This is a genomic window from Aeromonas rivipollensis (assembly GCF_010974825.1).
Lineage (GTDB): Bacteria > Pseudomonadota > Gammaproteobacteria > Enterobacterales > Aeromonadaceae > Aeromonas > Aeromonas rivipollensis.
Genome location: NZ_JAAILA010000029.1, coordinates 24,932 through 45,431, shown reverse-complemented (window position 1 = coordinate 45,431; position 20,500 = coordinate 24,932). Strand labels below are relative to the sequence as shown.

General features: G+C 64.1%; 18 protein-coding genes. 9 read left to right on the top strand and 9 right to left on the bottom strand.

Annotation, left to right across the window (positions count from 1 at the left end; genetic code table 11):
* The first annotated feature begins 99 nt into the window (after positions 1-99).
* Positions 100-537 (top strand): D-aminoacyl-tRNA deacylase, encoded by a 438-nt coding sequence (dtd, locus tag G4923_RS16890; protein ID WP_139745014.1) that lies wholly within the window; start codon positions 100-102, stop codon positions 535-537.
* A gap of 97 nt (positions 538-634) precedes the next feature.
* Here dtd and G4923_RS16885 read toward each other — a convergent pair whose 3' ends face one another.
* A complete protein-coding gene (locus G4923_RS16885) occupies positions 635-1,288 on the bottom strand; it encodes a spermidine synthase (RefSeq protein WP_163137751.1) in 654 nt (217 codons plus the stop codon).
* A 173-nt stretch (positions 1,289-1,461) separates the two neighbouring features.
* Between G4923_RS16885 and G4923_RS16880 the strand changes: the two genes are divergently transcribed.
* Positions 1,462-2,370 carry a bifunctional GNAT family N-acetyltransferase/hotdog fold thioesterase gene (locus tag G4923_RS16880; RefSeq protein WP_025325359.1) on the top strand — a complete coding sequence of 303 codons (909 nt, stop codon included), beginning with the start codon at positions 1,462-1,464 and terminating at the stop codon, positions 2,368-2,370.
* 53 nt (positions 2,371-2,423) lie between these two features.
* On the opposite strand, the gene G4923_RS16875 is transcribed toward G4923_RS16880, so the two are convergent.
* The 4 genes from G4923_RS16875 to G4923_RS16860 form a co-directional block, all read right to left on the bottom strand.
* Positions 2,424-4,493, bottom strand: a complete 2,070-nt coding sequence (locus G4923_RS16875; protein WP_163137750.1) for an AsmA family protein — start codon at positions 4,491-4,493, stop codon at positions 2,424-2,426.
* Between the two features lie 58 nt (positions 4,494-4,551).
* A complete protein-coding gene (gene recG, locus G4923_RS16870) occupies positions 4,552-6,621 on the bottom strand; it encodes an ATP-dependent DNA helicase RecG (protein WP_163137749.1) in 2,070 nt (689 codons plus the stop codon).
* 177 nt (positions 6,622-6,798) lie between these two features.
* Positions 6,799-8,148, bottom strand: coding sequence for a CDP-diacylglycerol--serine O-phosphatidyltransferase (gene pssA / locus G4923_RS16865; RefSeq protein WP_163137748.1), 1,350 nt, complete (start codon positions 8,146-8,148; stop codon positions 6,799-6,801).
* Between the two features lie 153 nt (positions 8,149-8,301).
* A complete protein-coding gene (locus G4923_RS16860) occupies positions 8,302-9,663 on the bottom strand; it encodes a GntP family permease (RefSeq protein WP_201035283.1) in 1,362 nt (453 codons plus the stop codon).
* Positions 9,664-9,827: 164 nt separating this feature from the next.
* Here G4923_RS16860 and G4923_RS16855 point away from each other — a divergent pair, with 164 nt between their 5' ends.
* The 4 genes from G4923_RS16855 (at position 9,828) to G4923_RS16840 (ending at position 13,679) form a co-directional block, all read left to right on the top strand.
* Positions 9,828-10,337 (top strand): gluconokinase, encoded by a 510-nt coding sequence (locus G4923_RS16855; RefSeq protein ID WP_025325364.1) that lies wholly within the window; start codon positions 9,828-9,830, stop codon positions 10,335-10,337.
* A 61-nt stretch (positions 10,338-10,398) separates the two neighbouring features.
* On the top strand, positions 10,399-12,195 hold the full coding sequence (gene edd / locus G4923_RS16850) for a phosphogluconate dehydratase (protein ID WP_163137747.1): 1,797 nt from the start codon (positions 10,399-10,401) through the stop codon (positions 12,193-12,195).
* A 9-nt stretch (positions 12,196-12,204) separates the two neighbouring features.
* Positions 12,205-12,846, top strand: a complete 642-nt coding sequence (locus G4923_RS16845) for a bifunctional 4-hydroxy-2-oxoglutarate aldolase/2-dehydro-3-deoxy-phosphogluconate aldolase (protein WP_111911614.1) — start codon at positions 12,205-12,207, stop codon at positions 12,844-12,846.
* 140 nt (positions 12,847-12,986) lie between these two features.
* Positions 12,987-13,679 (top strand): helix-turn-helix domain-containing protein, encoded by a 693-nt coding sequence (locus tag G4923_RS16840; RefSeq protein ID WP_163137746.1) that lies wholly within the window; start codon positions 12,987-12,989, stop codon positions 13,677-13,679.
* Here the strand turns inward: G4923_RS16840 and G4923_RS16835 are convergent.
* Positions 13,668-14,057, bottom strand: a complete 390-nt coding sequence (locus G4923_RS16835) for a nuclear transport factor 2 family protein (RefSeq protein ID WP_163137745.1) — start codon at positions 14,055-14,057, stop codon at positions 13,668-13,670. The two genes, G4923_RS16840 and G4923_RS16835, sit on opposite strands and share 12 nt — an antisense overlap.
* A gap of 129 nt (positions 14,058-14,186) precedes the next feature.
* The gene (locus tag G4923_RS16830; protein WP_106885245.1) at positions 14,187-15,194 is read right to left on the bottom strand and encodes a substrate-binding domain-containing protein; all 1,008 of its coding nucleotides are present in this window, start codon (positions 15,192-15,194) and stop codon (positions 14,187-14,189) included.
* An 89-nt stretch (positions 15,195-15,283) separates the two neighbouring features.
* Between G4923_RS16830 and G4923_RS16825 the strand changes: the two genes are divergently transcribed.
* Positions 15,284-15,934: a Qnr family pentapeptide repeat protein gene (locus G4923_RS16825; RefSeq protein ID WP_163137744.1), complete on the top strand. Its 651-nt coding sequence runs from the start codon at positions 15,284-15,286 to the stop codon at positions 15,932-15,934.
* Positions 15,935-16,268: 334 nt separating this feature from the next.
* Here G4923_RS16825 and G4923_RS16820 read toward each other — a convergent pair whose 3' ends face one another.
* Together G4923_RS16820 and gpmM are read right to left on the bottom strand one after the other, a co-directional pair.
* Positions 16,269-17,672: a peptidoglycan DD-metalloendopeptidase family protein gene (locus G4923_RS16820; protein WP_163137743.1), complete on the bottom strand. Its 1,404-nt coding sequence runs from the start codon at positions 17,670-17,672 to the stop codon at positions 16,269-16,271.
* A gap of 9 nt (positions 17,673-17,681) precedes the next feature.
* Positions 17,682-19,211, bottom strand: a complete 1,530-nt coding sequence (gene gpmM / locus G4923_RS16815) for a 2,3-bisphosphoglycerate-independent phosphoglycerate mutase (protein ID WP_106885242.1) — start codon at positions 19,209-19,211, stop codon at positions 17,682-17,684.
* A 337-nt stretch (positions 19,212-19,548) separates the two neighbouring features.
* Here gpmM and G4923_RS16810 point away from each other — a divergent pair, with 337 nt between their 5' ends.
* Positions 19,549-19,980 (top strand): rhodanese-like domain-containing protein, encoded by a 432-nt coding sequence (locus tag G4923_RS16810; RefSeq protein WP_106885241.1) that lies wholly within the window; start codon positions 19,549-19,551, stop codon positions 19,978-19,980.
* Between the two features lie 47 nt (positions 19,981-20,027).
* Positions 20,028-20,498, top strand: a complete 471-nt coding sequence (gene secB / locus G4923_RS16805; RefSeq protein WP_005328525.1) for a protein-export chaperone SecB — start codon at positions 20,028-20,030, stop codon at positions 20,496-20,498.
* Positions 20,499-20,500: the final 2 nt, after the last annotated feature.

Genomic DNA, 20,500 nt, shown 5'->3' with positions numbered 1-20,500 from the left:
GGGAAAGGCGTTGGCCCGGGCAGGGCATTTATTGGTAGCATCAACGACCGCCCCGTCATGACGACGGCGGCGGTCGTTCTGTTTTGAGAGGAGAGGGATGTGATTGCATTGATCCAACGGGTATCCGAGGCCAGCGTGACCGTCGAGGGAGAGGTGACCGGGGCCATAGGCCAGGGGTTGCTGGTGCTGCTCGGGGTAGAGCAGGGGGACGATGAGGCCAAGGCCGACAAGCTGCTGCACAAGGTGAGCGGCTATCGCATCTTCTCCGATGCAGAGGGCAAGATGAACCTCAATGTGGGCCAGGTCGGAGGCAGCCTGCTGGTGGTCTCCCAGTTCACCCTGGCGGCGGATACCGGCAAGGGGATGCGACCCAGCTTCTCCGGCGGTGCCCACCCGAGCGATGCCGAGCGGCTCTATGACTACTTCGTTGCCCGGGCCAGGGAGGGCGGCATGCCGACCGAGACGGGACGTTTTGCCGCTGACATGAAGGTCAGGCTGCTCAACGACGGCCCCGTGACCTTCTGGCTGCAGGTGTAGGTATCATTGCTGGCGCCAGGCCGAGGATGCCTGGCTTTTCACCCTGCCGAGGGCTCTCGTGGTGACCCGCCGCAAGAGTGAGGGCCCGCAACAGGCCCTAGGTGAGATTGGTGGCGTGCAATATGACGTTGCGATAACCCGGCACCCCGTGGGCGCTGGTGGGGCCTATCCACTCCTCGGCCAGCCGTTTGGCCTGCGCCAGTTCGAGGTGGGTCCGTGGCAGCAGGTTGACGATGAGGGTGCCGTGCAGGCATCTGGCCAACGCCTGATAGATGGGCGCCTGGAACAGCAGCAGGGGATTGCCGTCCTGGCTGAACAAGTCCAGCAGCACCAGATCGTAGGCGTCCTGGCTCTGGAGCAGGAAGTGCAGGGCGTCCGCATGATGCAGCCTAGGGGGGCGCTGCGAGGCGTCCTGGAAGAACTGCTGGAACAGGGTGAGGATCTCGGCGTCCAGATCCACGCAGTCGTGGCGGGCCTCGGGCCAGCGTGCCCCCAGATGGCGGGTGAGATCCCCCCCTCCCAATCCCAGCTCCAGGATCCGGTTCGCCTCTGCGGGCAGCCGCTCGGCGATGCTCTGTTGATGGGGTAGGCAGAGGTGTTCCGGCTGGCTCAGGCTCATGGCGGATTGCACCACGCCGTCCATTTCCAGCCAGCGGTGGCGGGCATTTTCCAGGATGGAGAGGCGGCGTTCTGGTTTGGCGCTGAGGTGCAATAAGTGATCGGCTTGGTACGCTTGCAGATTGAAGTCCATGAATTTGCACGGCAAGATGGCTTTCGACCAGTGTAACTCAAGGATGTCGCTATGTACCGGGTGGTCACTCCTCAAACGGCAGCCGAGCTGGACTCTTACTACCAGCTGCGCTGGGAGGCATTGGTGCGCAAGCTCTTCAATCTGCCCGTCGGCGCAAACTCAAGGATCTCTTTATGTACCGGGTAGTCACCCCCCAAACCCCAGCAGAGCTGGATGCCTACTACCAGTTACGCTGGGAACTCCTGCGCAAGCCCTTCAATCTGCCCGTGGGCTCCGAGCGTGACGAATACGATACCGTCGCCATTCATCGGCTGATGCTGGCCGAAGACGGTACCCCCATTGCCGTCGGTCGCCTCTTCATCGGGGGGGACGAGGCCCAGATCCGCTTTATGGCGCTGCGCCCGGAGTTTCGCGGTCAGGGGCTGGGGGCCCGCATGGTGGAGGATCTCGAGCAGCTTGCCCGGGACGAGAAGGTGAAACGGCTGGTGATGAACGCACGCCAGGAGGCGGTGGAGTTCTATCGCAGGTGCGGTTTTCTCGAGGTGGGTGAGGGGCCCGTCTCCTTCGGCCGCATTCCCCATCGTCAGATGATCAAATCCATCAGTCCGCTGCAGACCATACAGTACCGCCCCGAGTGGTGTCAGGATCTCACCACCCGCTGGTCGAGGGGGATCCCCATCAGCGAGAAGATGGGGGTGCACATCACCCACTACGATGGTCAGACCTTCCACCTCAAGGCCAACCTGGCGGCCAACCTCAACGTCCACGACACCATGTTCGCCGGCAGCATTTACAGTCAGTGCGTGCTGGCGGGCTGGGGTCTCATCTGGCTGCAGCTCAAGGAGGCCGGTCTGGGGGGGGATACAGTGCTGGCTGAGGGCAACATCAAATATTACAGACCCGTGAGCGAGGAGCCGGAGGCCAGGGTCGCCCGGGAGGGGATGCCCGCCGTGCTGGCGCCGCTCAAGAACGGGGAGTCCGCCAAGTTCAGCCTGCGGGTGCAGCTGTTCAGCGGCCGCAAGCTGGCGGTGGAGTTTGTCGGCCAGTACGTGGTGCTGCCCATCAAGCGGGCGGGACACTGACCCCGCCGTCCGACATCCGTTAGCAACAAGGCCTCATGATGAGGCCTTGTTCGTCATTGCGCCGCGGTGGCGGGGGGCGTCTGGGGTCGCCGGAGCGGGCCGCTGCGCCCCTGGGCCGGGTAGCGTACGCCTGTTTCCCAGTCGCAAGTGGCTTCCCCGGTCGGGAAGCGCCATTCCAGGGTCGGGCTCTCAAGGGGGCCACGCCAGAGTGCCAGCAGCTCGGCGCAGCGCCGCTTGTTCAGCACGCCGAGATCCAGCTGCCACTGGTCGCTGGCGAGATCGACCCCGCCCTGCAGCGCCAGCAGGTGGGTGATGGTGGAGGCCCCGCCCTGCTCGATCTGCAGCTTGCCCTGCTCGGCCCTGGCCTTCAGCTTGATGTGGTAGAAGGGGGTATCCCCCTGTTGCATCGCCTGCCACAGGGACTCGGGGGTCAGGGTGGGCGGGGTCGCCTCCTTGAACCAGTTGTCCAGCAGAGGGTCTATCCCAACCTTGTCCCAGAAGGGATCCCTTGCCTCCAGGCTCAGGCTGCCCTGCAGGGTGCGGCGCCAGTTGCCGGTGGCCTGCTCCGGCTGAGGGGCCAGATCTGCCTGCAGATCCGTCTCCAGATCCACCTTGCCCGCCAGCGAGACGGGGGCATGGAGCAGTTCGCCCCATTTCTCCAGATCCAGCTGCTTGCCCTGCAGTTGCAGGCGGCTCTCCTGCCCGGGCACCTTGCCCCATTGGCCGCTCAGGCTGAGGGAGCCCTCATCCGGCAGTTCGCTGCTGAGGCTGTTGAGCTGCCAGGCGCCGGGGGTCAGCTCCGCGTCCAGCTCGCCGTTGCGGGCACTCAAGCCGTCCCACACCAGCTCGAACCACTTGCTCTCGATGCTGGCCCGGCCCAGCAGCGGGTCCGGCTGGTTGCCCTTCAGGCTGAGATCGCTCAGATAGAGCTGCCAGCCGGTCAGGGAGAGGGGCAGGGTGTCGTCGAAGGAGAGCACCTTGAGCTTGTCGAAGGCCAGCTTGCGCACCTCGATCTGCTGCGGGCGCCAGCCCTGCCACTCCTGCCACCACCCTTCCGGCAGGCTGATGTCCATGCCGCTCAGGGCCAGGTCCTTGAGGGTCAGCTTTTGCTGTTGAGTGTCGAGGGCAAGCTCGACATTGAACTCCCCGTCGTATGCCTTGCCCTGCAACTCGGCATCGATCTGCCCGGGGGAGAAGGCTAGCTTGCCCTCGATGGCTTCCAGCTGGAACAGGCCGCGGCCGAGATCTGACAGGGTGCCGGAGAGATAGCCGCTTGGCTGACTGCCTGCCTGCCAGTCGAAGGCGGTGAGCTGACCGCTGAAGTTGTTGAGGGAGAGCTCCTGCTCTATGGTGTTGACGCTGACCCGATCGAGCTGGCCCCGATCCAGGGTGATGCGGCGCAGGGGGAACTCGCCAGGGGGGATGTCCCCCAGTTCGACCCGCATGCCACGGGTCTTCAAGGTGTGCAGTTGCAGGCTGCGATCCGGCCAGTTCAGCACCATGCCGGTTTCCAGCAGACCGTCGAACAGATTGGTGGTCAGCTTGTCGGTGCTCAGCACCTGCCCCTCCAGTCGCCCCTTGAGGCTGAGGCGGGCCAGGGTGAGCTGCGGCGTCTCCAGCTGGTTGATGCCGAGGCTGAGGTTGGCCTGGGGCTGGCGTTTAGGATCGATCAGCTCCCAGTCGCTCAGGGTGGCGCTCAGGCCGCGCAGGGTCAGCTCCGGGCTCAGCAGGCTCAGGTTGTCTATGGTGCTGTCGCTGATGGTGAGGGAGTGCACCGGCAGGGTCGGCAGCTGGTTCGGCAGAGGCAGCTTGATGACGGGGCGGATGAGATCCAGGTGGGCGATGCGTACGTCCCGGTTCAGCCAGTCGATGTTGTCTATCTCCAGATAGATCTTCTCCAGCTGCACCGCATCCCCATATTGCACCTGCTCCGCCAGCAGGGTGTAGGGGTGAAGCGGGTTGAACACCAGTCGCCCTATGGTGACAGGCACGCCGGTCTGCTGGCTGATCCAGCTGGCGATGGGGCCCTTGGCACGCTCGGCGTCGAACAGGCCGAGGCCGACCCAGACGAACAGCAGCAGGAAGGCAAACAGATAGAGCAGGGCGCGTAGCCAGGAATTCATAAGCGCTTTCCTCCTGTATTGGTTGAGTGATCAGGCGTTGGCAGCGTGATCCCGCAGGTCAGGCATTGGAATAGTGATCCCGCAGGCCCAGCCAGCGGCGGATCAGGGGGTCGACATGGCTCGGATGCTTGTCCATCAAGAAGCGCGCCATCTTCTGCACCTGAGGAATGAGCGACTGATCGCGCACCAGATCGGCGATCTTGAGATCCGCCAACCCGGTCTGGCGGGTGCCGAGCAGTTCCCCCGGGCCGCGCAGCTCGAGATCCCGCTGGGCGATCAGGAAGCCGTCGTTGGTCTCCCGCAGCACCCCGAGCCGGCTCTGGGCCGTCTTGGAGAGGGGGGCATGGTAGAGCAGCACGCAATGGGAGGCCACCGAGCCCCGGCCGACCCGGCCGCGCAGCTGGTGCAACTGGGCCAGCCCCAGCCGTTCCGGGTTCTCGATGATCATCAGGCTGGCATTGGGCACGTCTACCCCCACCTCGATGACGGTGGTGGCGACCAGCAGCTGCAATATGCCCGCCTTGAACTCCTCCATCACCCGCTGCTTCTCGACCGGGCGCATCCGGCCATGGACCAGGCCTATGTGCAAACCGGGCAGTCTGGCTTGCAGCTCGGCGGCCGTGTCTTCGGCGGCCTGGCACTCCAGCACCTCGGACTCCTCGATCAGGGTGCAGACCCAGTAGGCCTGCTTGCCCTCGGTGCAGGCGAGTTTCACCCGCTCGATCACATCCTGACGGCGACTGTCCGGCAGGGCGACAGTGGTGATGGGAGTGCGGCCGGGTGGCAGCTCGTCGATGACGGAGGTGTCGAGGTCGGCATAGGCTGTCATCGCCAGGGTGCGGGGAATGGGGGTGGCGGTCATGATCAGTTGATGGGGATGGACCCCTTCCCGCTCCCCTTTTTCGCGCAGGGCGAGGCGCTGGTGCACCCCGAACCTGTGCTGTTCGTCGATGATCACCAGGGCCAGGCGCTGGAACACCACCTGCTCCTGGAAGATGGCGTGGGTGCCCACCACCATCTTGACGCTGCCGTCGGCGATGGCGGCCAGCGCCTCCTCCCGCGCCTTGCCCTTCTGCTTGCCCGCCAGCCAGCCCACCTTGATGCCGAGGGGTTCCAGCCAGTTGGCGAAGTTGATGGCGTGCTGTTCGGCCAGCAGTTCGGTCGGCGCCATCAGCCCCACTTGGCAGCCGTTGCCTATGGCTTGCAGCGCCGCCAAGGCCGCGACCAGCGTCTTGCCTGAGCCCACGTCCCCCTGCACCAGCCGCATCATGGGATGGCTGCGTTGCAGATCCTGGCTGATCTCCGCCACCACCCGGTTCTGGGCCCCGGTCGGCTTGAACGGCAGGGCGCTTAGCAGCTTTTCCACCAGAGCCGGTGCAGGCTTGAGGGTGCGGGCCAGCTGGGTCTGCGCCTGAGCGCGGACTTTCAGCACCGACAGGTTGTGGGCCAGCAGTTCTTCCAGCACCAGTCGCTGCTGGGCCGGGTGCTGGCCGCTCTCCAGCAGGGCCAGCGCCACCGAGGGGGGCGGACGGTGCAGCAGACGCAGGGCGGCGGCGAGGTCTATCTGCTGGGGGTAGAGACCGGCGGGCAGCAGCTCCTCCACCCCGTAGAGATCGAGCTGGGCCAGCGCCTGATCCGTGAGGCTGCGCAGGCTGAGCTGGCGCAGCCCTTCGGTGGTCGGGTAGACGGGGGTGAGCGCCTCTTCGGTCTGGCCAGCCTGCTCCTCGCCGAGCAGCTTGTACTCGGGGTGGGCCATCTCCAGCCCGTATTTGCCGGGACGGGCCTCGCCGAAGCAGCGGATCAACCGGCCCTGGGCCAGGCTGTTCTTCTGGGCGGCGGTGAAATTGAAGAAACGCAGGGTCAGGCTGCCGGTACCGTCGCTGATGCGGCACACCAGCATGCGGCGGCGGCCCATGACCAGCTGGGTATCCTGGATTTCGCCCTCGACGGCGCCGTGCAGCCCGGGCGGCAGATCGCCGATGGGCCACACCTGGGTGCGGTCCTCGTAGCGCAGGGGGAGGTGGAACAGCAGATCCTGTACCGTGGCCAGCCCCAGCCGCTCGAGCTTCTCCAGCATCTTGCTGCCGACGCCCTTGAGGCTGTCGAGAGGAATTTTATCCAATTTCATCAATTAGATGCCCGAAAACACTGTAAATATGTCCAGATGATAGGGGTTGTTGCTGTCTCGATGCAAGCCGCGTTGCAGGGGCAGAGGGCTTCCAGGCTGGGTGAGAGGGCACTTAGGACAAAGGCCTGCCTAACACGGCAGGCCTTTGGAGGGGCAGACAGGGGAGGCGGATAAGGCCTAGATGATCCGCTTGAGCAGTATGTGGGCCCTGACCCTGTGGATCCTGGCAAGCAGCTTGCGCACCTGCTCGGGGTAATCCTTGATCTGCTCTATCTGATCGAAGTGGCTGATGCGACGGGTGTGAGCCAGTATGTTCTCGCGCTCCTCCTGGAAGCGCACGCGCAGGTGGTGGTGGCGGTCATGGACCAGCAGGCCGTTCTCCAGATCCAGGGCCCAGGCGCGGGGATTGAGGTTGTTGCCGGTAAGCAGCGCCCACTCCTCGTCCACGAAGATCCCCTTGAGATGATAGGAGTGCTTGTCGCAACACCAGAGCATCAGGTTGAGACGGCCGCTGTCGATGTGGTGCTGGTTGCGCTCGGCAAACTTGCGCAGGTTGGTCTCGTAGAGATAGGGCAGGCCGCCTATGGTGGAGAATTTCTCCTCCGGCGGGATGAAGAAGTCGTTGGCTGTCTTGTCGCCCACCACTATGGTCACCTTGCAGCCGCGCTTGAGCAGGGCTTCCACGTCCTTGTTCAACTCCTTGGGGGGGTTGAAGTAAGGGGTGCAGATGAAGATCTCCCGCTCGGTGGCCCGCACCAGGTTGCGGATCATCCGGTTGAGCTGGTTGCCGCGCTTGCCCAGGCCCACCATGGGGGTAATGGCGATCTCCTGGCTGTTGGCCGGTATGCTCTCGAATCTGTACTGGCTGGTGCGCAGGTTGTGCTTGAAGCGGCGGATCTGCCCCTTGAGCTGCTTGGCGCCCGGGATGCCGGTGCGATCCAGCCGCTGCACGGCCTCGCTCTTGAGGAAGACGTCATCCACGTAGTTGACCATGCTGCGGGTCAGCGCCTGGCTGTGGATCTGGTGATAGCGATCGAAGCGATAGCGCTCCTGCTGGTGCAGGTAGATGTCGTTGAGGCTGGCACCCGAGTAGAGCAGGATGTCGTCGAAGATGAAGCCCTTGAGGTGCAGGACGCCGAGCAGCTCGCGGCCCTTGACCGGCACGCCGTAGATCTCGATCTGGTGTTCATGGCGGGCGGCCATGGCCTGATACATCAGGTGGTTGCCCCCCTGTTTGCCCTTGCCGATCAGGCCGCGCTGGGCGCGGTGGAAGTCGACGAAGACCTTGATGTCGAGGGCGAGGTTGCGCTGCTTGGCGGCGTAGAGGGCGGAGAGGATTTCCCGTCCCGCCTCGTCATCCTGCAGGTAGAGGGCGATCAGATAGATACGCTGGGTCGCGTTGGCGATGAGCGAGAGGATACGGCTCTTGAAATCTTTGGCGCTGTTGAGTACCTGGAACTGATCTGCGGCAACCGCGATCTGGGGTAAACGTGCCAGCAACTGTCGATAATGTGCCGATGAATGCATAGAGAAGCCTGAAATCACGGGATGAAGCGTTCCACTCGGGGCGATGAATAGGCAATTCTAGCAACCTGCGGCGATGGGCCCAAGCAAGAATCCGTAAAAATGTCGATGGAACGCCATATCGGGGCCGCCGGACGGGGCCCCGATATGGGGGAGTTAGAAGACGATGCTTGCCATGGCAACGATGAGGAAGGCGATGGTACCGAGCAGTGTCTCCATCACTGTCCAGGTCTTGAGGGTGGTCTTCTCGTCCATGTTGAGGAAGCGGCTGACCAGCCAGAAACCGGAATCGTTGAAGTGGGAGAGCACGGTCGCCCCACCGGCGATGGCGATGACGATGAAGGTCAGGTCCAGATCGCTCAGCCCGGCCGTGGCCGCGACCGTCGGCGCCATCAGGGCGGCCGTGGTGGTCAGGGCTACCGTGGCCGAGCCCTGGGCCACCCGCAGTGCGGTAGAGACCAGGAAGGCAGCCAGGATCACCGGCATGCCGGTGTCGGAGAGCACGTCAGCCAGGGCTGTGCCGATGCCGCTGGCCCGCAGCACGCCGCCGAACATGCCACCGGCACCCGTCACCAGGATGACGGCGCAGACGGGAGCCAGGGCGTCGTTGCAGAACTTCTCGAGCTGCACCTTGCCCTGGGTCTGACGGAACAGCCAGAGGGCATAGAGCACTGTGATGAGCAGGGCCACCGGGGTCTTGCCGACCATGCGCAGCACGTTCACCCAGTCGGCACCCTTGTCGATTACCCCCATGACGCTCAGGGTGTTGAGGCCGGTATCCATGAAGATGAGCACCAGCGGCAGCAGCAGGATGGAGAGCACCTGGCCAAAGCTCGGCGCCTGGTCGGAGAGTCGCTCTGCGGTCTCGGTGAAGCTCGGGGGCAGGGGCAGTTCAAACTTCTTGCCGGACCAGAGCCCGAACAGATAGGCACCCAGATACCAGGTCGGCAGCGCAACCAGCAGACCCACTATGGTGAGCAGCCCTATGTTGGCACCCAGCAGTTCGCTGGCGGCCACCGGGCCCGGGTGGGGTGGCAGGAAGGCGTGCATCACCGCGAAGGCACCGGCGGAGGGCAGGGCATATTTGAGGACTGAGCCGCCGAACTGCTTGGCCACGCTGAAGATGATGGGCAGCATGACGATGAGGCCGGCATCGAAGAAGATAGGGAAGCCGAACAGCAGGGAGGCGATCCCCAGCGCGAAGGGAGCGCGGTGGGAGCCGAAGCGGTTGATCAGGGTGTCGGCAAGCACCTTGGCGCCCCCCGTCATCTCCAGGATCCTGCCTATCATGGCACCGAGGCCGACCAGCAGCGCGACCGAGGCCAGGGTGCCGCCGAAACCGGTCAGCATGGTGGGGATCACCTGGTCATAGGTGACCCCGGTGGCCAGGGCCGTCAGCATGCTGACCAGGGTCAATGCCACGAAGGCATGTACCTTGAATCGCATGATCAGCACCAGCAGCATGACGATAGCGCCAGCGGCTACCGAGAGCAGGTAGGCGACATCGGGTGTGTTCATCGCTCCGTCCATAAAATGTCCTCAAATGGTTCTAGTAGTTGTTCTGCACATTTCTGTGCTCCACTTCACATTGCGCAACGTTACCGGTAACATGTTACCGGTAACGTGCTAACTTAGAACCCATCAGGTAAACGTTTTTTGAAAAGTGAGAGAGAGGTCAAATAATGGCGGGCAAGAGCATTATCGTGATGGGTGTGTGTGGCAGTGGCAAGTCCAGCATAGGCCTCAAGGTGGCCAGCGCCCTGGGCGCCAAGTTCATCGACGGTGATGATCTGCACCCCCGCGCCAACATCCAGAAGATGGCGGGCGGCAACCCTCTCAACGACGAAGACAGGGCACCCTGGCTGGAGCGGATCCGCGATGCGGCCTACAGCCTGGAGCAGAAGAACGAGCTGGGCGTCATCGTCTGCTCGGCCCTCAAGAAGCAGTACCGCGACCAGATCCGCGAGGGCAACGAATCGGTGCACTTCCTGTTTCTGGACGGCAGCCAGTCCCTCATTCTCGACCGGATGCGGGCACGCAAGGGCCACTTCATGCGGGAAGGCATGGTAAAAAGTCAGTTTGAGACCCTGGAGCGGCCGGATGGCGAGGCCGGTGTGTTTCGCGTCGACATAGATGGCACCTTCGAGCAGGTGGTTGACCGCGCCGTCACCGCCCTGGCGCAGGTGCAATGAGCCATTTCGCGATCCTGGCCTTTGTCGATCGCGTCCGTATTTCCGTGTTGGAGACAATCCTATGACCCATCCCGTGATCACCGAAGTGACCCGCCGCATCCGCGAGCGCAGTGTCGCTCGCCGTCAGGCCTTTCTGGCCCGCATCCAGCGCCAGACCGAGCAGGGCAAGACCCGCGCCTCCCTCTCCTGTGGCAACCTGGCCCACGCCGTGGCCGCCTCCAGCTGTGACGACAAGGGGCGCATCCTCGACATGACCCGCGCCAACGTGGCCATAGTCACCGCCTACAACGACATGCTGAGCGCCCATCAGCCCTATCAGGGCTATCCGGACATCATCAAGGGTGCGCTGGCCGAGCTGGGCCACAGCGCCCAGGTCGCCGGCGGCGTGCCCGCCATGTGCGACGGCGTGACCCAGGGCCAGCCGGGGATGGACATGTCCCTCTTCTCCCGGGATCTCATCGCACAGGCCACCGCGGTTTCCCTCTCCCACAACACCTTCGACGCCACCCTGCTGCTCGGCATCTGTGACAAGATAGCCCCGGGCCAGATCATGGGGGCCCTCTCCCATGCGCACCTGCCCACCGCCTTCGTGCCCGCCGGCCCCATGGCGAGCGGCATAGGCAACGACGAGAAGGTGAAGGTGCGCCAGCAGTACGCCGCCGGTGAAGTGGGCCGCGATGCCCTGCTGAAGATGGAGTGCGGCGCCTACCATTCGGCCGGCACCTGCACCTTCTATGGCACCGCCAATACCAACCAGCTGGTGTTCGAGGCCATGGGCCTGATGCTGCCGGGCTCCGCCTTCGTGCACCCCCACAGCGAGTTGCGCCAGGCCCTGACGTGCGAGGCGGCTCGCCGCATCAGCGCCATGATCCCGGGCTCCCCGGCCTACCGCCCCTTGAGCCAGGTGCTGGACGAGCGCGCCCTGGTCAACGGCCTGGTGGCCCTGCTCGCCTCCGGCGGCAGCACCAACCACAGCATCCACATGGTGGCGCTGGCCCGCGCCGCTGGCCTGGAGTTGACCTGGGATGACTTGAGCGATCTCTCCGACGTGGTGCCGCTCTTGGTTCGCATGTACCCGAACGGCCCGGCGGACGTGAATGCCTTCGAGCAGGCGGGCGCCGTGCCCGGCCTGATGCGCCGTCTGGCCGAGGCGGACCTGATCCACCTGGATGCCACCCCTGTGTTTGGCGAGATGCAGGATTACCTCAGCCGCCCCGCGCTGGTGGATGGCAAGCTGGTGTGGCAGCCGGTGGGGGAGAGCACGGATCCGAGCGTGCTGTCCGTTGCTGGCAGCGTGTTCCAGGCCACAGGCGGCACCAAGCTGCTTTCCGGCAACCTGGGCCGCGCCGTGGTCAAGGTCTCGGCGGTCGCCCCCGAATACAGGGTGATTGAAGCGCCAGCCCGGGTCTTCTCCTCCCAGCACGCTGTGGAGGCGGCCTACAAGGCCGGTGAGCTCAATCAGGACGCCGTCATAGTAGTGCGCCACAATGGCCCTGCCGCCAACGGCATGCCGGAGCTGCACAAGCTGATGCCGGTGCTCGGCAACCTGCAGAAGGCCGGTCACAAGGTGGCCCTGGTCACCGATGGTCGCCTCTCCGGCGCCTCCGGCAAGATCCCGGCCGCCATCCACGTCACCCCGGAAGCGCTGCACGGCGGGGCCATAGGCCTGTTACAGGATGGCGATCTGCTGCGGGTGGACGCCGACAGCGGCCGCCTCGACTGCCTGACCGATTTGAGCGGCCGCACCCAGGCCGACATCGACCTCACCCTGGAACAAGAGGGGTGGGGCCGTGAACTGTTCAGCGTGATGCGTCGCGCGGTATCGAGCGCCGAGTGCGGCGCCACCATCTTTGACTGAGGAAGAGTTATGCAGAACTGGAAAGTGACCCCTGCCGAGGTGTTTGCCGCCTCTCCGCTGGTACCCGTGATGGTCATCAACGACTTGGAGCAGGCCCTGCCGATGGCCAAGGCGCTGCTGGATGGCGGCATCTCTGTGTTCGAGATCACCCTGCGCACCCCGGTGGCCCTCGACGCCATCGCCCTGATCGCCAAGGCGATGCCGGATGCCATGGTCGGTGCCGGTACAGTGCTCAACTGCGCGCAGTTTGACGCCGCCGTGGCCGCCGGTGCCCGCTTCGTCATCTCCCCGGGGATGACTCCGGCCCTGCTGGCCCACGCGGCCAAGAGCACGGCACCGCTGATCCCGGGGGTGGCGACACCGTCCGAGGTGATGCAGGCGCTGGAAGCGGGCTACGACCACCTGAAATTCTTCCCGGCCGAGGCCAACGGCGGCACCAAGGCGCTGGCCGCCATAGCCGCGCCCCTGCCCCAGGTGAAATTCTGCCCCACCGGCGGCATAGGCCCGAAAAACGTGGCCGACTACCTGGCGCTCAAGTGCGTGGCCACGGTCGGCGGCTCCTGGATGCTGCCCGCCGATGCGGTCAAGAGCGGCAACTGGGAGGAGGTGACCCGCCTCTCCCGCGAAGCGGTTGAAATGGTTAAACGCTAAGCGCCCATCGTTTAGATAAATTGAACAGGCCACCCTCGGGTGGCCTGTCGTTTTTGCGGCCCCGGGAGGCCGGAAAGCCATTTGCATGGAGCCGCCGGCTGTCTTAAGGTCGGGGTCGGTTCCTCACGCTGCCGCCCCTTATGAGCTTTCTTCACCACTCCTACCCGCTGGGGCATCTCACCGCCCTGCACTGCCACCCCCAGGCCCAATACTGCTACCTGCACCAGGGCGGCGGCGTCATCACAGGTAATGACGGGGGCGGCTTGCTGGTGGCCGGCCAGCTCTGCCTGATCCCCGCCGGCTGGGCCCACGAGTTTCGCGTGTTGCGCCACTCCCGGCTCTCGCTGCTCTACAGCCCGCAACCGGCATGCACCACTTTCAGCCAGCTGCAGGTGAGCCCCATGCTGGCGGGTCTCTTCGCCCGCCTGCTTGAGCTGGGGGAGGGAGAGATGCGGGACGCCTATCTGGGGGTGCTTCACCACGAGCTGGGACTCGCCGCTCCGCTGGCGGGGCAGCTCCCCCTGGCAGCGGATCTGGATCCGCGCCTGCTGCGGGTGCTGGAGAAGCTGTGCCAGGCCCCCTCCATCAAGGTGACGCTGGAGGCGCTGGCCCGTGACTGCGGCGCCTCGGTGCGCACCCTCAATCGCCTCTTTGCCCGGCAGCTGGGGTGCAGTTTCCGCCAGTGGCGGGAGCGGGTGCTGATGGGGCGGGCCCGTCAGTTGCAACACCAGGGAATGGCGCCTGCCGAGATTGCCGGGATCCTCGGCTATGAGGATCCCGAGGCCTTCTCGGCGGCCCTGGCGCGGGGGCAGGGCCAGGGCTCAGCGCCTTGAGCCTATGTCTGCGTCCTCCTTGCCCCCCGCCAGCAGGCAGGTGACCTCCTCGGTGTGGCAGAGCCGGCCATCGCGAAAGGTGAAGAGGCCGCTCACCTTGCAGACCAGGGTGCCGCCATCCTGGCGGGTGGCTCGAACCAGATGGGTGGAATGTACCCGCTGCCCCAGCTCCAGGGTGGCGACAAACTCGATGGCGGCCTCGGCCAGATGGCCTCTCAAGGCGGCAATATGCTGGCGAAAGGCGGCGTAGTCGAGGGTCTCGCCATTCACCTGCTGGCAATAGTCGGGGCTGAACCAGGTGTCGAGCTCGGCCAGGGTGAAGCCGGGATCGCAGATAACGCGCTGCAGGCAGGTCTTCAATCTTTCGGTGTGATTCATCTTCTGCTCCTGAATGTGGGACAAGCTGCGCCAGCATAAGTCAGTGAGCAGGGAAGGATCCCGGGAGGACGCGCCATCATGGCGGTCACAGGCGCCAAAGTGGCGCCGGGTGGGTGTGAAGGGGCGGGATCAGCCCAGGCTCTCCCCCTCATAGAGGGAGAAGCCCATGTCCTTGCGGTGCTCGGCCTGGGGTTGCCCATTGAGCCGGGCCAGCAGCATGGCGGCCGCCTCGCGACCTATGGCCTCGCGGGGGGTGCTGATGCTGGCCAGCTTGGGGGTCATGGCGTGGCCTATGTCGAGGGCGTTGCAGCCGGCGATGGCAATCTGCTGGGGCACGGGTATCCACTTGGCCTGGCACTGCAGCAGGGCACCGACCGCCACGTCGTCGTTGGTGCAGAACAGGCCGTCGAGGTCGGGGTAGCGGGCCATGGCCTGCTCCAGCAGCTCGCCGCCCAGGGTGAAGCTGGAGGACTGTTCGGTCAGCAGGTGCTGGCCATCCAGGCCGAAGTCCGCCATCGCCTGGTAGTAGCCCTCCATCCGCAGCTGGGTGCGCACATCGAGGCGCGCCCCCAGGTAGACCACCTTGCGCCGTCCCCGGCGCAGCATCTCTGTTACCATGGCCCGGGCGGCGGCGCGGTGATCCATGCCGACCACCATGTCGATGGGGGAGAGCGGCAGATCCATGGTCTCCACCACGGGAATGCCGGCGGTGGCGATCATCTTGCGGGTGCGCTCTGTGTGCTGGGTGTCCGAGAGGATGAGGCCATCCACGTTGTAGGAGAGCAGGGAGGCAACCTGCTCCTCCTCCCGCTCCGGGCTGTAGCCATAGTGGGCGAGCAGGGTCTGGTAGCCGGCGGGCCGGGTCACCGCCTCTATGCCGTGGATCACCGCCGAGAAGACCTGGTTGGAGAGGGAGGGGATCAGTATGCCGATCGCCTTGCTGGTGGCGTTGGAGAGCATGTCCGGCGCCCGGTTCGGGATGTAGCCGAGTTCCTCCACCGCCGCGGCGATCCGCTCACGGGTACCTTCGGCCACGGCGGACGGGTCACGCAGGTAGCGGCTGACCGTCATCTTGGTGACCCCGGTCAGGTCGGCGATGTCCTGCAGTGTGGGGCGGCGCTTGCGGGTGTCGTTCATCTCGGGATCCGGCAAAGAATGTTACAGGTAACATTACCGTTTTTGCGCAACAAAGTCAGCATATGACGCCATCACAGGAGAGGCTGGGGATGATCAAGGGCAAGTGTTTCGAGGGGAAAAGGTTCGAGCAGCAGGATGTGGAGGGGGAGCAGTTCTCGGAGTGCCGCTTTATCGACTGCAACTTCTCCTGGCTGGATCTGAGCGATAGCCGCTTCGTCGATTGCAGCTTCTACGATCGGGAGAGTGAGCGGGGCTGCCTGTTGCAAGGCTGCGACCTGCGGGAGGCGAGCTTTCTGCGCTGCGATCTCACCCTGGCGGATTGCAGCCGCAGCCAGTGTCTGGGGCTGGAGATGCGCGACTGTCAGGCGGTCGGCATCAACTTCGGCCACGCCAGCTTCGCCAACCAGATCACCGCCAAGAGCTACTTCTGCGAGGCCCATCTTACGGGAAACAATTTCAGCTACGCCAACTTCGACGGCTGCCTGCTGGAGAAGTGCGAACTCGGCGGTAACCGCTGGCAGGGGGCCAGCCTGCTGGGGGCCTCGCTGGCGGGATCCGATCTCAGCGGCTCCGAGTTTGGGCAGATCGACTGGACCAGCTTCAACCTGCAGGGCTGCGATCTGCGCCAGTGCGATCTGCCCGGGCTGGATCTGCGCCGGGTCAACCTGGACGGGGTGCAGATAAACGAGGAGCAGCAGCAGACCCTGCTGGAGCAGATAGGCCTGGTCGTCTTCCCCTGAGACGGGGAAAACGATGTAAGTTTTCATCAACCAGGACGGGCGGTGCGGCTCTTCCCCCGCAAAGCAAAAAGCCTGCGTGATGCAGGCTTTTTGCTGGGGGAGTTGTGAGGGTATGCCGCCGTTCGCTCCCTTCTCCCCTCGTGGGAGAAGGGCTGGAGATGAGGGGGCGCTGGCTCAGCGTCTGACCAGCTGTCGTTGACCGGGTTGTTGGCCTCGCCAAGGGTGGGCTTTGCATCTGGCCAGCTGTCGTGGGCCGGGTTGAGGGCCTCGCCAAGGTGGGCTTAGCATCTGGCCAGCTGTCGTGGGCCGGGTTGAGGGCCCCGCCAAGGTGGGCTTAGCGTCTGGCCAGCCACTTGGTCGGGTTGATGGCTTCGCCCTGGTAACGGATCTCGAAGTAGAGGCCGGGTCTGTCCTGGCCGCCGCTGTCGCCGACCAGGGCCACGGGTTCACCCTGCTCCACGCTCTGGCCTACCTGGCGCAGCAGCGACTGATTGTGACCGTAGAGGCTCATATAGCCCTTCCCATGATCGATGACCAGCAGCATGCCGAAGCCGTCCAGCCAGTCCGCATAGACCACCTGGCCCGGCGCCACCGCCTTGACCTGGGTACCCTCGCTTGCGCCTATCAGGGTGCCCTTCCACTTGAGCTCGGCGGTGCGCGGCGAACCGTAGGAGATGAGGATGGGCCCCTGTACCGGCCAGCGCAGGCTGCCGTTGGTGCTGAGGCCGTTGTAGCCGCCACTGGCCTTGGTGCTGCTGCTGCGCGCGGCGGCTTGTTGCTTCGCCACCCGGTTCTGCTGTTCGGTGACCCTCTGCTGCTCGGCGGCGAGCCGTTGCTGTTCGCCCGCCTTCTGCTGCTGGGCCGCGATCCGCTGTTGCTCCGCAATCCGCTTCTGCTCGGCGGCCAGGCGCTGGGCTTCCAGGCGGCGCTGGCGCTCCTGCTCGGCCTTGATCTTGGCGAGGCGCTCCCGCTCGGCCCGCTCGCGGCGTTCCTTCTCTTCCTGCTGGCGACGCAACTCTTCCAGCCTGGCCTTCAGGGCCTTCTCCGCCTTGACCAGCTTGGTGAGCTTCTGCTCGTCGTTTTGCACCGATTGCTGCAACTGGTTGCGCACCTTGGCACGGCTCTGCTGGCTGGCCAGCAGGCTCTGGTGATGCTCCTGCTGTTCACTCAGCAGGGTCTGCAGCCTGGTCTCGGTCTCTTTGGTGGCCAGCTGGTTTTTCGCCAGCTTGTTGCGGGTGGCGCGCAGGGCGTCTATGGCCTCGATGCGAGCCTTGTTGAGATAGTCGTAGTAATCGAGAGAGCGGCTCAGCTTGGCCGGATCCTGCTGGTTGAGCAGCAGTTTGAGGTAGTCGTGGTTGCCCGCCTGGAAGGCGCTTTCCGCCTGCTTGGCCAGCAACTGTTTCTGGTGTTTGGCTTGTTGTTCCAGCGCCAGCTTGTCCTGCTGCAGGTCGGCCAGCTTCTGCTGGTTCTGCTTCAGTTGCAGCCGGGTCTGATCCAGCTTGGCGGCGGCGGCCGAGATGGCCTGCTCGTCAGCCTTGAGCTGGGTGTTGAGCTTGGCAAGCTCCTGCTTGCTGAGCTTGAGGGTCTTCTGCTGTTCCTTTATCTCGGACTGCATGGCCCCCAGCTGCTGGTTCGCAGCCTGGGCCGTGCCAGCGCCGCCGACCAGGCAAAAAAACAGCGCGCCGGCCAACAGGCCGACGCGACTGGTTTTCTGTGAAATAACTTCGCATCCCCGCATGGGGCAGGATTATTTCAGAATCATCAGGGGCTTGCCAGTCATTTCCGGCGGCACAGGAAGACCCATAAGGGTCAGCATGGTCGGGGCCAGATCGGACAGTTTGCCGCCTTCCAGTACCTCGGCCTTGCGACCGAAATAGATGAGGGGAACCGGCAGATTGGTGTGGGCGGTGTGGGCCTGACCGGTCTCTTCGTCCAGCATCTTCTCGGCGTTGCCGTGGTCGGCGGTGATCAGGCACTCGCCACCCACTTCCGCCAGGGCCTCGGTGACGCGACCTATGCAGTGGTCAACGGCTTCGCAGGCCTTGACGGCCGCATCGAACACGCCGGTGTGACCAACCATGTCGCCGTTCGGGTAGTTGCAGATGATGACGTCGTACTTGCCGCTCTTGATGGCGCCGACCAGCTTGTCGGTCAGCTCTTCGGAGCTCATCTCCGGCTGCAGGTCATAGGTGGCCACTTTCGGGCTGGCGACGATCTCGCGGTCTTCACCGGTGAAGCAATCTTCTTCGCCACCGTTGAAGAAGAAGGTGACGTGAGCGTACTTCTCGGTCTCGGAGATGCGCAGCTGGGTCTTGCCCTGCTTGGCCAGCCACTCGCCCAGGGTGTTGACCAGGGCGGTGGGCGGGTAGGCGCAGGCGGTCTTGATGTCGGCCGCGTACTCGGTCAGCATCACGAAGTTCAGCGCCGGGGTGGCGGCACGGGCGAAGCCGGTGAAGTCGCTGTCGACGAAGGCGCGGGTGATCTCGCGGGCGCGGTCGGCACGGAAGTTCATGAAGATCAGCGCATCGCCGTCGATCATAGGGGCGGCGTCGCCGATGCGGGTGGCCTTGACGAACTCGTCGTTCTCCTCACGGGCATAGGCGGCAGCCAGGGCGTCGGTGGCGTTGTCGGCGGTGAACTCGCCCTTGCCCTGGGTCATCAGGTCATAGGCTTGCTGCACGCGATCCCAGCGGTTGTCACGGTCCATGGCGAAGTAACGGCCGATCATGGAGGCGAAACGACCCTTGCCCAGGCGGGCGAACAAGGCGTCGAACTGCTCGATGGAGGATTGGGCGGAGCGTGGCGGCACGTCGCGGCCATCCAGGAAGGCGTGGAAGTAGATCTTCTCGGCGCCACGCTTGGCGGCCATCTCGATCATGCCCATGATGTGCTCTTCGTGGCTGTGTACGCCACCCGGGGACATCAGACCCATGATGTGCACGGCCTTGCCCTTGGTCACGGCAGCGTCAACAGCCTTGCCCAGCTCGACGTTCTGGAAGAAGTCGCCGTCCTGGATGTCTTTGGAGATGCGGGTCAGCTCCTGATAGACGATGCGACCGGCGCCGATGTTGACGTGGCCCACTTCGGAGTTGCCCATCTGGCCGTCCGGCAGACCCACATCCAGGCCGGAGCCGGAGATCAGGGTGCTGGTGTAGTCACGGGCCAGGCGGTCCAGGTTCGGGGTCTTGGCGGCGGCAACGGCGTTGTGCTCTTGCTTGGTGCTGTAGCCCCAACCGTCCATGATGACCAGAACCAAAGGTTTCTTAGCTGTTGACATAAGACTATGTCCTCTCGGATAGGAATGAATTGCGGGAAGTGAAACTAGCGTAATATTACTACATCTGCCGAAATAGTCACCTGATAGCCAAGTCCCTCTTCCACCTCTGTTTTTACCTGTTATCCGGCTGTATTTGGCATGTTGCCGGCTTGTCTTGGTGCACGGTTCTCCCCCTGGCGCCACTCCCCCGAAGCAGGTGGCTGCCCCGTCCCCAAGCCGGTTTGGGGGCGGGCAATCCCTGATGGGAGCTTGCTCTCGCTTTGCCGCCAAGATGGCTGATCTTATCAAGGCCCCCATGTATACTCGGGCCCTTGTCTTGGTCCCTGGATAGTAGAAGATGCAAGAGTATTTGGATTTTGCGGCCCGCAACCCGCTGCTGGCAGCAGCCTGGTTCGGCCTGGCAGGCACCCTGGTGTACACCACTGTGCGTGCTCGTTTTTCTCCGGTGAAGGCGGTGAACAATCACGGCGCCACCCTGCTGATCAACCGTGAAAATGCCACCGTGGTGGACATTCGCAGTCAGGATGAGTTTGCCAAGGGTCATCTGGCCGGCGCCCATCACCTGCCCCTCACCCAGATCCAGGCGAACAATCTGGGACCGGTTGAAAAGCACAAAGATGCCCCCATCATAGTGGTGTGCGAGTCGGGGATGACCGCTGGTGGCGCGGGTCGCCAACTGAGCAAAGCCGGTTTCAAACAGGTATATGTGCTCAGCGGTGGCATGGCCCAATGGCGTGCAGATAATCTGCCGGTGACCAAAAAACGCTGATTTAAGGGCCTGCGCCCACTCATTGTCTTAAAAAGGAATCAAACGAAATGGCTGACGAAATCAACAATCAGGAAGTGCAACCGGAATTCCACATCCAGCGTGTCTACACCAAGGATGTCTCCTTCGAAGCCCCCAATACTCCGCACATCTTCCAGAAAGAGTGGCAGCCGGACGTCAAGCTGGACATGGACACCAAGACCAATGTCCTGGCTGACGGCGTGTACGAGGTCGTGCTGACCCTGACCGTGACCTGCAAGCTGGAAACCGAGACCGCCTTCCTGTGTGAAGTGCAGCAGGCCGGTATCTTCACCATCGGCAACCTGCCGGAGCCGCAGCTGGCACACTGCCTGGCCGCCTTCTGCCCGAACATCCTGTTCCCCTATGCCCGCGAAGCCGTGGCCAACCTGGTGAGCAAGGGTTCCTTCCCGCAGCTGAACCTGGCACCGGTCAACTTCGACGCCCTGTTTGCCCAGCACATGGCACAGGTTCAGGCCCAGCAGGCGACTGCGGAAGCCTGATA

Excerpts from the sequence above, each read along its gene's own strand:
- G4923_RS16885 (WP_163137751.1), bottom strand. The coding sequence starts at position 1,288 with ATGGACTTCAATCTGCAAGCGTACCAAGCCGATCACTTATTGCACCTC.
- G4923_RS16880 (WP_025325359.1), top strand. The coding sequence starts at position 1,462 with ATGTACCGGGTAGTCACCCCCCAAACCCCAGCAGAGCTGGATGCCTAC.
- G4923_RS16875 (WP_163137750.1), bottom strand. The coding sequence starts at position 4,493 with ATGAATTCCTGGCTACGCGCCCTGCTCTATCTGTTTGCCTTCCTGCTG.
- recG (WP_163137749.1), bottom strand. The coding sequence starts at position 6,621 with ATGAAATTGGATAAAATTCCTCTCGACAGCCTCAAGGGCGTCGGCAGC.
- pssA (WP_163137748.1), bottom strand. The coding sequence starts at position 8,148 with ATGCATTCATCGGCACATTATCGACAGTTGCTGGCACGTTTACCCCAG.
- G4923_RS16860 (WP_201035283.1), bottom strand. The coding sequence starts at position 9,663 with ATGAACACACCCGATGTCGCCTACCTGCTCTCGGTAGCCGCTGGCGCT.
- G4923_RS16855 (WP_025325364.1), top strand. The coding sequence starts at position 9,828 with ATGGCGGGCAAGAGCATTATCGTGATGGGTGTGTGTGGCAGTGGCAAG.
- edd (WP_163137747.1), top strand. The coding sequence starts at position 10,399 with ATGACCCATCCCGTGATCACCGAAGTGACCCGCCGCATCCGCGAGCGC.
- G4923_RS16845 (WP_111911614.1), top strand. The coding sequence starts at position 12,205 with ATGCAGAACTGGAAAGTGACCCCTGCCGAGGTGTTTGCCGCCTCTCCG.
- G4923_RS16840 (WP_163137746.1), top strand. The coding sequence starts at position 12,987 with ATGAGCTTTCTTCACCACTCCTACCCGCTGGGGCATCTCACCGCCCTG.
- G4923_RS16835 (WP_163137745.1), bottom strand. The coding sequence starts at position 14,057 with ATGAATCACACCGAAAGATTGAAGACCTGCCTGCAGCGCGTTATCTGC.
- G4923_RS16830 (WP_106885245.1), bottom strand. The coding sequence starts at position 15,194 with ATGAACGACACCCGCAAGCGCCGCCCCACACTGCAGGACATCGCCGAC.
- G4923_RS16825 (WP_163137744.1), top strand. The coding sequence starts at position 15,284 with ATGATCAAGGGCAAGTGTTTCGAGGGGAAAAGGTTCGAGCAGCAGGAT.
- G4923_RS16820 (WP_163137743.1), bottom strand. The coding sequence starts at position 17,672 with ATGCGGGGATGCGAAGTTATTTCACAGAAAACCAGTCGCGTCGGCCTG.
- gpmM (WP_106885242.1), bottom strand. The coding sequence starts at position 19,211 with ATGTCAACAGCTAAGAAACCTTTGGTTCTGGTCATCATGGACGGTTGG.
- G4923_RS16810 (WP_106885241.1), top strand. The coding sequence starts at position 19,549 with ATGCAAGAGTATTTGGATTTTGCGGCCCGCAACCCGCTGCTGGCAGCA.
- secB (WP_005328525.1), top strand. The coding sequence starts at position 20,028 with ATGGCTGACGAAATCAACAATCAGGAAGTGCAACCGGAATTCCACATC.